The organism is [Erwinia] mediterraneensis, assembly GCF_900604315.1.
Taxonomy (GTDB): domain Bacteria; phylum Pseudomonadota; class Gammaproteobacteria; order Enterobacterales; family Enterobacteriaceae; genus Pantoea; species Pantoea mediterraneensis_A.
Map to the genome: position 1 here is coordinate 131,948 of NZ_LR026980.1, position 12,886 is coordinate 144,833.

The 12,886-nt window shown below is 53.6% G+C and carries 11 protein-coding genes; 6 read left to right on the forward strand and 5 right to left on the reverse strand.

Features of this window, described 5'->3' with window-relative positions; translation table 11 throughout:
• On the forward strand, window positions 1-142 hold a 142-nt coding region (locus E0E17_RS19585), incomplete at its 5' end, for an IS3 family transposase (RefSeq protein WP_165446273.1).
• Window positions 143-241: 99 nt separating this feature from the next.
• Window positions 242-394, forward strand: coding sequence for a Hok/Gef family protein (locus tag E0E17_RS19590; protein WP_130835844.1), 153 nt, complete (start codon window positions 242-244; stop codon window positions 392-394).
• A 321-nt stretch (window positions 395-715) separates the two neighbouring features.
• Here E0E17_RS19590 and E0E17_RS19595 read toward each other — a convergent pair whose 3' ends face one another.
• From E0E17_RS19595 to E0E17_RS19615, 5 genes are all read right to left on the reverse strand, one after another.
• Window positions 716-2,188, reverse strand: coding sequence for a pyridoxal phosphate-dependent decarboxylase family protein (locus tag E0E17_RS19595; RefSeq protein WP_130835845.1), 1,473 nt, complete (start codon window positions 2,186-2,188; stop codon window positions 716-718).
• 5 nt (window positions 2,189-2,193) lie between these two features.
• Window positions 2,194-3,585, reverse strand: a complete 1,392-nt coding sequence (locus tag E0E17_RS19600; protein ID WP_130835860.1) for a diaminobutyrate--2-oxoglutarate transaminase — start codon at window positions 3,583-3,585, stop codon at window positions 2,194-2,196.
• Between the two features lie 487 nt (window positions 3,586-4,072).
• Window positions 4,073-4,765: an aspartate/glutamate racemase family protein gene (locus E0E17_RS19605; RefSeq protein WP_130835846.1), complete on the reverse strand. Its 693-nt coding sequence runs from the start codon at window positions 4,763-4,765 to the stop codon at window positions 4,073-4,075.
• Between the two features lie 46 nt (window positions 4,766-4,811).
• Window positions 4,812-6,374: a sensor domain-containing diguanylate cyclase gene (locus E0E17_RS19610; protein ID WP_130835861.1), complete on the reverse strand. Its 1,563-nt coding sequence runs from the start codon at window positions 6,372-6,374 to the stop codon at window positions 4,812-4,814.
• A 191-nt stretch (window positions 6,375-6,565) separates the two neighbouring features.
• Window positions 6,566-7,597 carry a LacI family DNA-binding transcriptional regulator gene (locus tag E0E17_RS19615; RefSeq protein WP_130835847.1) on the reverse strand — a complete coding sequence of 344 codons (1,032 nt, stop codon included), beginning with the start codon at window positions 7,595-7,597 and terminating at the stop codon, window positions 6,566-6,568.
• Window positions 7,598-7,815: 218 nt separating this feature from the next.
• Between E0E17_RS19615 and E0E17_RS19620 the strand changes: the two genes are divergently transcribed.
• From E0E17_RS19620 to E0E17_RS19635, 4 genes are all read left to right on the forward strand, one after another.
• Complete coding sequence (locus E0E17_RS19620; RefSeq protein WP_130835848.1) at window positions 7,816-8,844, forward strand: ABC transporter substrate-binding protein; 1,029 nt, start codon at window positions 7,816-7,818, stop codon at window positions 8,842-8,844.
• A gap of 112 nt (window positions 8,845-8,956) precedes the next feature.
• Complete coding sequence (locus tag E0E17_RS19625) at window positions 8,957-11,188, forward strand: ABC transporter permease (protein ID WP_130835849.1); 2,232 nt, start codon at window positions 8,957-8,959, stop codon at window positions 11,186-11,188.
• On the forward strand, window positions 11,185-12,258 hold the full coding sequence (locus E0E17_RS19630) for an ABC transporter ATP-binding protein (protein ID WP_130835850.1): 1,074 nt from the start codon (window positions 11,185-11,187) through the stop codon (window positions 12,256-12,258). The genes E0E17_RS19625 and E0E17_RS19630 overlap by 4 nt, the downstream gene beginning before the upstream one ends.
• Window positions 12,259-12,267: 9 nt before the next feature.
• Window positions 12,268-12,886, forward strand: a 619-nt coding sequence (locus E0E17_RS19635) for an inositol monophosphatase family protein (protein ID WP_130835851.1), incomplete at its 3' end; no start/stop codon positions are given.

Consider the following 12,886-nt stretch of genomic DNA (forward strand, 5'->3'; position numbering starts at 1 on the left):
TGACGAGTTCAGTAATATAAGCGAACTGAAGGATGCTGTTACGGAATATATTGAATACTACAACAGCAGAAGAATTAGCCTGAAATTAAAAGGTCTGAGTCCAATTGAATATCGAACCCAGACCTATGTGCCTCGTGTTTAACTGTCCAACTTTTTGGGGTCAGTACAACCTGAGGCCCACCTTTGTGCCACACAACATAAAGGTAGCCTCTTACGCGCTGAAAAGCAAGGAGAAGCAACCATGAAGCAGCAAAGGGCGATCCTGATCGTCACTGTTGTGTTAGCAATAACATTTGCCGTTATTCTGGCAACGAGAAAAAATCTCTGTGAGGTACGAATCCGTACCGGCTTTATGGAGATTGCTGCCTTTATGGCTTACGAATCCATAAAGTAAGAGCAACCGGCGGGGAGGGATCCCCGCCACCTTTTATGCTGTGACCGCATAGCCTCAATGCACCCGGTTTTTTAGTTTTTTTACTCAGGGTAACAGAAAGGATAAGGTAACGTGAAAAATTAGTAAGAAATTCGCTTGCAGAATCTTCTGAGCCGTAAATTATTAATCTTTCCATTTCGCCGCGAATTATTTATTAATTAATATTTTTAATATAACGGCTAATATGAGCGTAATCCGCGCAGGAATAAAGAAAGCCGCCTGTGTAAAGACGGCTTTCATATACAGTGTTGCGTGGATCAGATTAGCGTTCTCGCTATGCCGCTAAGCACAATCCTGGCCAGCCAGTAGTTGCTGTGCGGTACGATCAACCAGCGCCAGAAGCAGTTTGATATCTTCCAGGCTCACCGTTGGGTTCAGCAACGTCATCTTCAGGCAGGTGACACCCGCAAATTCGGTCACTCCCACGTTAGCATGTCCCGATGCCAGCAATGCATCACCAATCTGCTGATTCAGCAATGCCACGTTCGCTTCCCTGTTTTGCGGCTGATAACGGAACAGCACGCTTGCCAGCTGTGGTGCCATCACCAGTTCCAGCTCACGTTGTGAGGTAATGTAATGTGCAACCTGTTGAGCCAGAGTAATGCCGTGATCGATAATCTCAGCGTATTGCTTTTGACCCAGCGCTTCCAGACCCATCCAGAGTTTTAATGCATCAAAACGCCGGGTAGTTTGCAGAGATTTGGCAACCAGATTAGGCACACCCTGCGCTTCGTCAAACTCGGAGTTCAGGTAGGCCGCCTGGTAACGCATCAGTTCATAGTGACGGGCTTCTTTTAACAAAAAGGCACCGCAGCTGATGGTCTGGAAAAATTGTTTATGGAAATCGAGCGTAATGGAGTCCATAAGGTCGATGCCATCCAGATAGTCACGGTATTTCTCTGACAATAACAATGCACCACCCCAGGCCGCATCAACATGAACCCAAATCTGATGTTCTGCCGCCAGTGTAGCAATGGCACGCAGTGGATCGATAGCGCCGGCATCTGTGGTACCAGCAGTAGCGACAATTGCCATGATTTGCTCACCGCGGGCATGAGCCTGAGCCACTTTTTCAGCCAGATCCTGCATATCCATACGGGCAAATTGATCGGTTTTAACCAGCGTGACGGCCTGATAGCCCATGCCAAGCAGGGCCATATTTTTTTGCACTGAGAAATGGGCGTTTTCCGAACACAGCACTTTGACCTTTTTCATATTACCGGGCAAACCGTCCTGCTGTACGGAATGTCCCTGGCGGGCGAAAAAGGCATCGCGCGCCAGCATTAACCCCATCAGGTTACTCTGGGTGCCGCCACTGGTGAAAACGCCCGCATCGCCAGGCTGATAACCTACCCGGGCACGTAACCATTCAATCAGTTTCATTTCAATGATGGTGGCTGAAGGACTCTGATCCCAGGAGTCCATGCTCTGATTGGTGGCGTTAATCAGGACTTCCGCCGCCTGACTGACCACCAGACTCGGACAGTGTAAATGCGCCACGCATTGCGGATGGTGCACGGACAGGCTGTCTTTTAAAAAATACTCAATCGCACGTTCAATGGCTGCCTGATTACCCAGACCCTGAGGATTAAAATCCAGTCTGATACGCTCACGTAACTCGGCAACCGTTTTGCCCTGATACATTTCAGGCTGCTGTAACCATGCAGCCACCGCCTGGCTGCTTTGGGTTATCGCCTGCTGATAGGCTTCAATACTTGGCGCTGACGCCGATAAAATCGGGTTTGAGCTGAACATTCGATTTACTCCACGCCAACCGGTTTGACGCCTGCAGTCAACAGGGCGTGTTCAAATTTATCGAGGAAGATTTCCAGTTCGTCGTTGCTGATGAGCAGTGAAGGCAACAGGCGCAAGACGCAGCCATTACGCCCGCCACGTTCCAGAATCAGTCCGGCCTCAAAGCATTTTTTCTGCAGCAAGGCGGATAACTCACCATCTGCCGGATAACATCCCAGATGATCGGGCGCGGCGTCAGGGTTAACAATCTCAATGCCAATCATCAGGCCCAGACCGCGAACATGGCCGATGACCGGATAACGTTTCTGGAGTTCAGTCAGTCGGCTTTTCAGCCATTCACCCTGCGCGGCGACTTTGTCAGCAACCTGATGATCATGCAAATATTGTAAGGTGGTCAGACCGGTCGCCATAGCCAGCTGATTGCCCCGGAACGTGCCGGTATGGTGGCCGGGTTCCCAGGCATCGAAGGTTTTTTTGATACCCAGTACAGCCAGCGGTAAACCGCCGCCTACCGCCTTAGACATCACAATGATGTCGGGCTCAATGCCGGCATGCTCAAAGGCGAATAGTTTACCGGTACGGGCAAAACCGGCCTGAACTTCGTCAATAATCAGCAGGATGCCGTGCTCCTGTGTGACCTGGCGAATGCGTTGAAGCCATTCCACAGGAGCCGGATTCACACCGCCTTCTCCCTGTACCGCTTCCAGGATGACTGCCGCAGGTTTACGTACGCCACTTTCGACATCGTTAATCAGATTGTCAAAATAGGTTGTTAACGCCCGCACGCCAGCCTCGCCACCAATGCCGAGCGGACAACGATACTGGTGCGGATAAGGCATAAACTGCACTTCCGGCATTAGCCCGTTAATCGCCGCCTTGGGTGACAGATTACCCGTTACCGCCAGTGCGCCGTGCGTCATTCCGTGATAGCCGCCGGAAAAGCTGATGATGCCGGAACGACCCGTGTGCTTTTTAGCCAGTTTCAGGGCTGCTTCAACTGCATCTGCACCCGACGGGCCACAGAATTGCAGGCAATACTCTTTACCCCGACCAGGCAATAAAGAGAGCAGATAAGCGGAAAATTCGTCTTTTAAAGGGGTAGTTAAATCGAGGGTATGTAACGGCAAGCCGCTGGTAATGACATTCTGGATGCTTTGCAAGATATCAGGATGGTTATGTCCCAGTGCCAGCGTTCCCGCGCCAGCCAGACAATCAAGATATTGATTATTCTCAACATCAGTAATCCACACGCCTTCGGCTTTCGCAATCGCCAGCGGTAATTTACGTGGGTAGCTCCTGACATTCGATTCAAATTCAGCCTGTCTTGCTAAATAAGTTTCGTTTTTTTTGCTATGTGAATTTACATCTGAAGTATCAATACGGACTTTATCCGTCATCATATCTCTCCTACAACCCGGGTGATCGGTCACGCCGTGGTTGAATAATTGAATTAAGAAAACCGCTACTTGTAAAAAGCGCGGGCCAATATAGAGTTTTTCAGGTCACGACTCAATAATTTATTGTTTTTGTTTTTTTGAAAAAATAGATTGTATTTCAAAAGGTTGTTGTGTTTCAGGTTATTTTTTCCGCTATATACCGCATGATATGTTCATATATAAAGCACAAAAAATCGCCTTAAGATGATTTTAAAGTTGTTATGTCAGTTAAGTTGACAGAAAGTGAACGTTTGAGCTGGCGGAGCGGGAAACAAAAGTGTATTTTTCACGCCACCATAAGCGGTGAAAGATAACAGCGCTGTTAAAAAGGAACATTTTCAGTATCCGCCGCGCAAGGGTGATAAGAATAAGTGCTCAGCGAGAACACACAGAAATTAAACAGCAGAACACACACTATGCACATTGTCATAGTGTGTAAAAAGAGAATTTAGCGCAGCGCGTTGAGAACCGCATCTTCAGCATGAATAGCGGTAGTATCAAACAGGGGAAGGGGAGAGTCGCTTTCTGTTACCAGTAAGGTGATTTCCGTACATCCCAGAATCACCGCTTCTGCGCCCTGATCTTTGAGCCGGGTTAATATCTGGCGATACTGCGCGCGGGATTCCTCACGGATGATGCCCTGGCAGAGCTCCTCATAGATAATCCGGTGAACGATATGACGATCATCTTCATACGGAACTATCACCTCCAGCCCGTAACCTTGCTCCAGGCGACCCTTATAAAAGTCTTGCTCCATGGTAAAGCGGGTCGCCAGCAGGCCCACTTTGCGCAGGCCGGTCGCCTGAATCCGGGAGGCGGTCGCATCGGCAATATGCAGCAGCGGAATATCCACGGCTCCGGTAATCTGCTGCGCCACTTTATGCATCGTATTGGTACAAAGCACAATGAAATCGGCGCCGGCCTGTTCCAGCGCGCGGGCGGCATCAGCAAGCAGGGCTCCGGCCTTCTGCCATTCTCCGGTCGCCTGTAGCTGCTCGATTTCATGGAAATCAACGCTGTAGAGTACGAGTTTCGCGGAATGCAATCCTCCCAGTTCTTTCTTTACCGCTTCATTGATGCTTCTGTAATAGAGTGCGGTGGATTCCCAGCTCATACCGCCTAACAGGCCAATCACTTTCATGCTGTTTCTCCCGGCAGGGTTCCTTCCATTAAGAGAAGGAATGGCTTCAGATAAGCGTACAGTTATACTCTACTGCCTGGTTTCGCCCTTCACGTTTTGCGGCATAAAGCGCAGCGTCTGCCCACTGTTTCAGTTGCTGAATATCCGCATCGCTGCCGCTGCCTGTCAGCGTCGCGCAACCAGCGCTGATGGTCAAGATACGCGCAGGCAGTGCGGTGGTGCGGTGTGGCAGGTTTGCTCTGCGTACCGCCTCTACCGCGCGCCAGGCGAGAGACAGGGCATCGCTGGCCGGGGTATCGGGCAAAATAAGCGCAAACTCTTCCCCACCATAACGCGCTGCCATATGCGTACCGCGTAGCGCCAGCCCGCGCAGTGCCCCGCTTACCGCTTCCAGACATTTATCTCCGGCTACATGGCCATAGGTATCGTTATATTGTTTGAAAAAATCGATATCCAGCATCACCAGTGAAACCGGCTTACCGCTTCTGGCGGACCTGTTCAGACTGTCACGCAGGAAAATATCAAACTGGCGACGATTAGCCAGCCCGGTAAGGCCATCAACCATCGCCATCGCCTGCAGGGTATGGTTAATGCTGGTCAGTTCATCACGCAGATGAGTTAACTCTGTCTGATTGTTGATATTTATTCTGACCTGACGCAGTACCACGCCACCAGTCAAAAGGATACTCAGCAGAAATACCACATTGAGTATGCCGTCCAGCAACCTGCTTTTCAGCCAGTTCGCCTGCAGCGTGGCTTTATCGTAGCCAGCCGCGACCACCAGCGGATAACGACTGGAACGTACAAAACCAAAGATACGGGCCTGGCCATCCAGCGCAGCGTTCCACTCGCCGCTGCCCCGGTCAGAGGTAAATAACATCTTCTGAAACAATGGGCTGGAAGAGAGATTTTTCCCCGTGTAGCTGTCCGGCATGGGGCGTGCATAGAGCACAGTACTGTCTGCCAGCATCAGGACCAGCACATCTTTTCTGCCCAGCTCATAGTAAGCATAAAATTGCCGGAAGTAGTTCACCCTGACTGTTGCCAGCAGCACACCAGCAAAACCGCCTCCGGCATCATTCACCCGCAGTGAAACCGGAATAACCAGATCGCCAGTGCTGCGGCTGTAGATCGCAGGCCCGATATGAATGCCGTTATGCCCGTTGCTGCGGTGATAACGGAAATATTCCCGGTCAGAATTATTAATACCTGCAGGTGCCCGGTCCGTTGACCAGGCCAGCCATTTCCCGGACGCATTGTAATAAAACAGGCCGTGCAACTGCGGTAAACGGCTGCGCTGATCGCGCATGATATGGCTCAACTCAGCGCGTTTAACGCCGATGTGGGATCTTTTCTGAATTTCGCGCTGGATTTCCCGCAGTGAAAGCTCGGTCTGCAGAAAAGTATCTTCCGCCTGTCGCGCCTGCGAAAGCGCAAGATTGAGCGCTGACTCTTCTGCATTTCTGACGCGCAAATGCCACGATTCGCTGAAGGACCAGCTATTAATAATAATAACGGCGACTACCAGCAGACAACCAAATGTGGTGATACTGCGTCCGAGAGGGGAGGTAAGTAATAAAAATGATGATAAACGGTGAATTAACCCCATTAACTCTTCCTGATAACGGCCCAGTAAACAGTAAAGCACAGCGCAGCGATCCTGTATCGTCCCCTTTGCGCAAGCGGGGCGGGCACGATCACTTTTGAAAGGGAATACAACGGATTAAGGTAAAGTGATAAGCGGGTTATGTTTGACTGGCGGTTGCTTTTCAACGCGCTGACGGCGAAGCCGGGGATGCTTTAGCCACCCCGTACCGAACCGCGCCAGATCACATCCGCCTGGTAGACCCGGCCATTATTTTGCTGTTCCGCTTGTGCTTCCTGCTCGTCCTGCTGCTCTCCGGCAATCAGCCACTGCACGGCATCACGTGCAAACTGTTCCGCCGGTTGCGCAAAGGTGGTGAGATTATAAGAGGACCAGCCAGACTGGGGGATATTATCGTAGCCGATAACGCAAAGATCCTCCGGAATACGCAGAGAGAAACGGTGACGCGCTTCATCCATAAAGCCGCAGGCGATCAAATCGGTCACGCAGAAAACGGCATCCGGACGTTCATCCCGCGTCAACAGGCGATGCGCCAGGATCTGGCCACTCTCGTAGGAGGTGGTGCCAAAGCGTTCAACCCGCACGGTTAATCCCGCTTTTTCTGCCGCAGCCAGAAAGGCTGTTTCGCGTTTAATCAGGCTGGGCGTACCGGCCAGCGAGTTCGCAAAGGCCAGACGACGGCAGCCCGCCCGCAAAAACGCCATCACCGCCATTTCGGCGGCAGCACGGGAATCAAGATTGATACTGAAAGTACCCGGCAGCACTTCATCGCGATTAATCAGCACGATACGTTGTCCATGCTTATAGCAATGGCGGGCGATGGCGCTGTCAGGCATGCCGGACAAAATAACAGACGCGTCGGCGCGAAAGTTAATCGCCTGCTGCAGGGCAAGCGAAACACTTTCATCAGAGCGGTCCGTATTGATCAACATCGCCACTTTTCCCGCCTCCTGCAGGATCTGCGTCAGCCAGCGCACCAGGCTGGCACGATAGGGCGTATCTATCTCTGAGACGATAAGGCAGACGATGCCGCTACGATTGCGCACTAATCCCCGCGCCAGATGATTGACATGATACCCCAGCTCCTCCGCCGCTTTGAGGACACGCGCACGTGTGGCGCTGGAGACGCTGGCACCCGGCGTAAAGGTTCTGGACACCGCAGAACGGGAGACACCGGCGCGATCGGCCACATCCTGGGCACTGACCACCGTTTTCTCATTATTCATTCCATACCCTCATCTGACCAAACGGTTAGCGATAAGTCTGCCTCACTTTGCAAAGCTGTGCAAAATATATTTCTCCAATAATGTTTCAATTATGTGACAGAACCTGACAATTGCCTGGAAAGCCGGTTGACAGCCTATTTTTTGTTCTTTACTACTTTGCACACAAGTGCAAAAAAAGACGCCGTAAAAGCGCCACCCTGCAAACCAAGGAGAACATCATGCGTTACCTCTCTCTGCTTGTTGCTGTAACGGTAAGTAGCCCGGCCCTCTCTTTTGCTGCTTCTGCAGCAGGAAACCTGAATATGATCTGCTCCGCTGATGTGGTGGTTTGTGAGCAGATGACCCGGCTGTTCAGCGACGCGCATCCCGATATCAAAGTCAGCATGGTGCGGCTTTCTGCCGGTGAAGCCTATGCCCGTATCCGCAGTGAAGCGCGTAATCCGAGAACCGATATCTGGTGGGCAGGCACGGGCGATCCCCATATGCAGGCTGCCGATGAAGGGCTGACGCAACCCTACAAATCGCCTTTGCTCGATCAGCAGCATGACTGGGCGCAAAAGCAGGCGGAAAGCACCGGCTATCGTACGGTCGGCGTTTATGCGGGCGCGCTGGGTTGGGGTTACAACACTAAACTGGCGGCGGAAAAAAATATTAAAGCGCCTGCCTGCTGGGCGGATCTGTTAAATCCGGCGCTGAAGGGAGAAATCCAGATCGCCAATCCCAACTCATCGGGTACGGCCTACAACACCCTGGCCACGCTGGTACAAATCATGGGAGAAGATCAGGCGTTCGATTACCTGAAAAAACTGAACAGCAATATCTCCCAGTACACCAAGTCCGGCTCCGCGCCGGTAAAAGCGGCAGCGCGCGGAGAATCGATCCTGGGCATTGTGTTTATGCATGACGCGGTGGCGATGGAAGTCGATGGTTTCCCCATCAAGCCAGTCGCACCCTGTGAAGGCACAGGCTATGAAATAGGATCGATGTCCATTGTCAAAGGCGCGCGTAATCTGGCAAACGCCAAAGTCTGGTATGACTGGGCGCTGAGCGCAGAAGCGCAGTCACACATGAAAGACGCAAAATCCTTCCAGCTTCCGTCCAACCGTAACGCTGAGATTTCTGAATACGCGCCGCGTTTTGAGAATATCAACATGATCGATTACGACTTTAAAACCTTCGGTGATTCAGCAAAACGCAAAGCGCTGTTGCGTCGCTGGGACAGTGAAATTGGTGCCAGCGCACAGTAACGCTTTTTTCTCTGTCCGGCAGTAAGTCTCCGGAATTGTGTTCCATTCACGCTGAATCGCGGTGGCGCTGGCCTGATTTCCGCTTCAGCCTGTTTTCAGGTCGAGGTGATTCATGAATGCGTATAATCGCCGCTTAACCGGTGCGCTTGCTGCCGGTGCCATCGCGCTGCTCCTGTTGCCCTGGTACAGTCTGGAAGAGGGCTTTTTCGCCGGGGGCTGGCTGTTGTCGCTCTGGTCAGAAGGGGACAGCGCGTCCGCACTCTGGCAGCTCGCCACCGGGCAACACCCCTGGCTGAGCATTGTCGTCATACTGTATCTGGCATGTGGTGCTTGCGCATTGCTGGCGCCGGGACCGCTACGCCGCCGCGCGCTGTTTGCATGCAGCCTGACGGGTGTTTTGTTTCTGGTGGTGGAAGGCCATGCCATTGGCTACAGCGGCTGGAGCTGGCTCTGGCTGGAAAATCTGCTGGGGCCGCTGGAGCAGGGACAGCCCGCCATGGGTGCTGGCGCCGTGCTGATGCTGACCACTTTTCTGCTCATCTTTTCGTATGCGCTGGCTGAACGGGGCGTCCTGAAGGGCGATGCCTTTGTCGTTTCCGCCATTGTGCTGCTGGTCGCTCTGGTCACCACCTTTGTGCTTTATCCGGTGTTGAGCCTGTTTATCGTCTCGGTACAGGATGTGGATGGCAGCTTTCAGCCGGATGGTCTGCTGACGAATATGCGTGACCCGGCCATCTGGAGCCTGGCATGTTTTTCGGGCGGCAACTGTGGGACCGCATGGCGCACCCTCGGGCTGGCACTGATGACCGCCAGTGGTTCAACCCTGCTGGGTCTGGCTTTTGCGCTGGCGGCGACCCGCACACCGCTGCCCTGCAAAAAAGCGCTGCGCATGCTGACCATTCTGCCGATTATCACGCCACCGTTTGTGATTGGTCTGGCGCTGATTTTGCTGTTTGGCCGCGCCGGCATCGTGACAGAAACGCTGGCAACACTGTTTGGTATCGAACCGGGGCGCTGGCTGTACGGGTTGACCGGCATCTGGATCGCGCAGGTTCTCTCCTTTACGCCGGTCGCTTTTCTGGTGTTGATTGGTGTGGTTGAAGGGGTCAGCCCGTCCCTGGAAGAGGCTTCGCAGACACTACGCGCCAATCGCTGGCGTACCTTTTCCCGGGTTTCGCTGCCACTAATGGCACCCGGGCTGGCGAACGCGTTTTTAATCAGCTTCATCGAGAGCATGGCCGATTTCGGCAACCCGATGGTGCTGGGCGGAAGCCACGGCGTGCTCTCAACGGAGATCTTTTTCTCGGTGGTGGGCGCGCAAAATGATCCCAGTCGTGCTGCGGTACTGGCGATGATCCTGCTCTGCTTCACCCTCGCTGCCTTTATTATCCAGCGCCTCTGGCTTTCCGGAAAAAGCTTTACCACTGTCACCGGCAAAGGCGACGGCGGCAAACATGGTCATTTGCCGGGCCCGGTGCGTTACGGCGTCTACGGTATGGTAATCCCCTGGGGACTGTTTACCCTGGTGATCTACGGCATGATTATAGTGGGCGGCTTTGTCGAGTCCTGGGGGCTGAACAATAACCTCACGCTGGATCACTATATTCGTGCCTTCCGGGTCACTTTCAACGACGGGCATCTCGTCTGGAGTGGCGTAGCCTGGAACTCCTTCTGGACCACGCTGGAAATTGCCCTGATTGCCGCACCGCTCACCGCCATCGTTGGTCTTCTTACCGCCTGGCTGATTGTCCGGCAGAAATTCGCCGGCCGGCAGACCTTTGAGTTCATGCTGATGCTGAGCTTTGCTATTCCCGGCACCGTCATTGGTGTGAGCTACATCATGGCTTACAACCTGCCGCCGCTGGAGATCACCGGTACCGGCCTGATTCTGGTTGCCTGCTTTGTATTCCGCAATATGCCGGTGGGCGTCAGGGGCGGCGTCGCGGCCATGAGTCAGCTCGATAAAAGTCTGGATGAAGCCTCGCTGACGCTGGGCGCCAACAGTTTCCGTACCTTGCGCAAGGTGGTGCTGCCGTTACTGAAACCTGCGATCAGCGCGGCGCTGGTCTATGCCTTTGTTCGCGCCATCACGTCAATCAGTGCGGTTATTTTCCTGGTCAGCGCGCAGTACAACATGGCGACCTCTTACATCGTCGGGCTGGTAGAAAATGGCGAGTACGGCGTGGCGATTGCTTACTCCTCCGTACTGATCGTGGTGATGTTAACCATTATTGTGCTGTTCCAGCTCTCGATCGGCGAACGTCGCTTACGCCGCGCAACTCAACCCGCCAGCGCCCCTGCTGCGTCTGCGCCTACATCTTTAACTCAGGAGAGTGCTGTATGAACCCTGTAAAAGCCGGATCGGTTGTCTTCGAACATGTCTGCAAACGTTTTGCTGGTTTTACGGCACTGCCGGATCTCTCGCTGACGGTAGAGCCAGGCTCGCTGGTGACGCTGCTGGGTCCTTCAGGATGTGGAAAAACCACCACCTTACGTTTGTTAGCAGGCCTGGAACATCCCGATTCAGGTCGCATTCTGATTGGCAGCAAAGATGTCACCCATCTGCCGGCCAATGAAAGAAATGTGGCGATGGTATTTCAGTCCTATGCGCTGTTCCCCCATATGACAGCGCTGGAAAATATTATGTATGGCCTGCTCTCTTCCGGCATTACCCGACGTGAAGCGCAGGATCGCGCCCGGGAGGGAATCACCCTGGTGGGCCTGGAGAGTCAGGGGGGACGCTTACCTGCTGAACTCTCCGGCGGACAGCAGCAGCGTATCGCCGTAGCACGGGCGCTGGTGCTGGAGCCGCAGGTGTTGCTGCTGGATGAGCCACTTTCTAACCTTGATGAACGGCTGCGACGTCGCGTACGTACTGATATCCGCGATCTGCAACAGCGTCTCGGTTTTACCGCAGTCTATGTGACCCATGATCAGGAAGAGGCGCTGGCCGTCTCGGACAAAATTATTGTCATGAAGGAGGGGGATATTGCCCAGCAGGGCGCGCCGGAAACTCTCTATTACTCGCCAAATTCGGTTTTCATTGCTGACTTTATGGGCGAGGCCAATATTTTGCCGTGCGAAGTAGAGCAGATAGAGGGCGACAGTGCGCTAATCCGGCTGGGCAACGAACGCTATCGGGTGCCCGGAAGCGGAGCCCGACCCGGCGCCGCGCAGCTCTCCGTGCGGCCGCAGTTTATCAGCCTGTGCGAAACCGGGCCCGGTGCGTTGCGTGGAGAGATCATCCACCGCACATGGCTGGGGGATCATATCGAATATGAAGTGAAAACGGAGCTGGGGCCGTTGTTTATCGTTGATTCACAGATGGCGCAGCAACTGCCTCTGTCAGTGCCGGTTGCGGTGAATTTCAACACCCGGGGACTTGCTCTGATTGCCCGATCATCCGAACAGTAAGGATAAATTATGAACCAAGAGCAGCAGAAAGAGTTAATGGCGCGTCTGGCCCTGGCAGAAGAAGTCGCGCGGGCAGGGGGCGAAACCGCGTTCCGCTATTTTCAGCAGCGCGAAACCCTGGTGGTGGAAACCAAGCATGATGCGCAGGATGTAGTCTCCATTGCTGACCGTGAGGTGGAACAGATGATCAGCCAGCGTATCCGGGCGGTTTTCCCGGCGGATGGCTTTCTGGGCGAAGAGTATGGCGTGCAGCACGGAACCTCAGGCTATACCTGGGTGGTCGATCCCATTGATGGTACCAGCCCTTTTCTTAACGGGATGCCGAACTGGTGCGTTTCTGTGGCTGTGCTGCATGAAGGCGTGCCGGTGATCGGCGTGATTGTCGCTCCCTGCTTCCAGGAGTGCTATGTCGCTGCGCTGGGCAAGGGGGCAACGCTGAATGGTCGTCGGCTACAGGTGGATCCTGCCCGTACCCTGCAAAACCATGTTACCGGTTTTGGCGCCAACAGTTATGTCAGTCCGGAAAAAGTGGGAGACATCATTGCGGCACTGCTTGCCGCGGGCGGCAATTTTATCCGTATTGGTTCCGGCGCACTGATGCTCGCCTGGGTGGCGGCGGGGCGGGTGG